This window comes from Pseudaquabacterium pictum (genome assembly GCF_005403045.1).
In the GTDB taxonomy this organism is placed as follows: domain Bacteria; phylum Pseudomonadota; class Gammaproteobacteria; order Burkholderiales; family Burkholderiaceae_C; genus Pseudaquabacterium; species Pseudaquabacterium pictum.
In genome coordinates this window covers 1-832 of the sequence record NZ_BJCL01000047.1, presented here as the reverse complement: position 1 = coordinate 832, position 832 = coordinate 1, and the positions used below count along the sequence as shown (strand labels likewise).

Sequence of the window (832 nt, the reverse complement as noted above, 5' to 3'; positions counted from 1 at the left end):
CGCCAGCAGCACCGAGGGCACCGGGCCGCGGGCGCGCAGCACCAGCCCGGCGGCCACCGGCCCGGCCCTGGCCAGCGAACCGGCCGAGCGCAGCGCACCGCGCAGCACCGACCGGACCGCCGCCGACACCATCCGCCTGCCGGCCGACACCGGCAACCCGGCACCGGGCGCCGGCCCGCAGGCGGCCAGCCAGCCGGCCGCGCCCGGCACACCGGCGCTGCCCGTGGCGGGCGAACGGGCCGCATCGGCCCAGGCTGCCGCCGTGGCCGCAGCCGCGCGCAACGAGCCGCTGCCTTCCGCCGATGCCACCGCCACCGTGCAGGCCTTGCCGCCGCTGCCGGGCGCGGCCAGCAGCACGCTGCCGGGCACCACCAGCGTGGCGGCAACGGTGCCCGCCGAGGCCCGCGTGCCGGTGCCGCTGGACAATCCCGGCTTCGGCGCGGCGCTGGGGGCGCAGGTCAGCGTGCTGGTGCGCGATGGCGTGCAGACCGCGCGCCTGCAGCTCAACCCGGCCGAGATGGGCCCGATCGCTGTGCAGATCGCGCTGGACGGCAGCGCTGCCCGCGTCGACTTCCAGGCCGACCTGGCCGGCACCCGGGCGGTGATCGAGGCCTCGCTGCCGGCACTGGCCGGCGCCTTGCAGGACGCCGGCTTCACGCTGGCCGGCGGCGGCGTGTTCCAGCAGACGCCCGGCCGCCAGGGCCAGGGCGATGCACAGCCGCAGCCGGGCCAGGCACGCCAGGCCGACAACGGCCGCACCGGCGACGCCAACCCGCAGGCCGGCGCCACGGTGCTGCGCAGCCAGCGCGGCCTGGTCGACCTGGTGGCCTGA

At 79.3% G+C, this 832-nt stretch carries 1 protein-coding gene; it reads left to right on the top strand.

Annotated features, from left to right (window positions below; translation table 11 throughout):
• Positions 1–832 (top strand): flagellar hook-length control protein FliK (locus FFT10_RS27535; protein ID WP_174246158.1); only part of this gene is annotated, 832 nt, incomplete at its 5' end.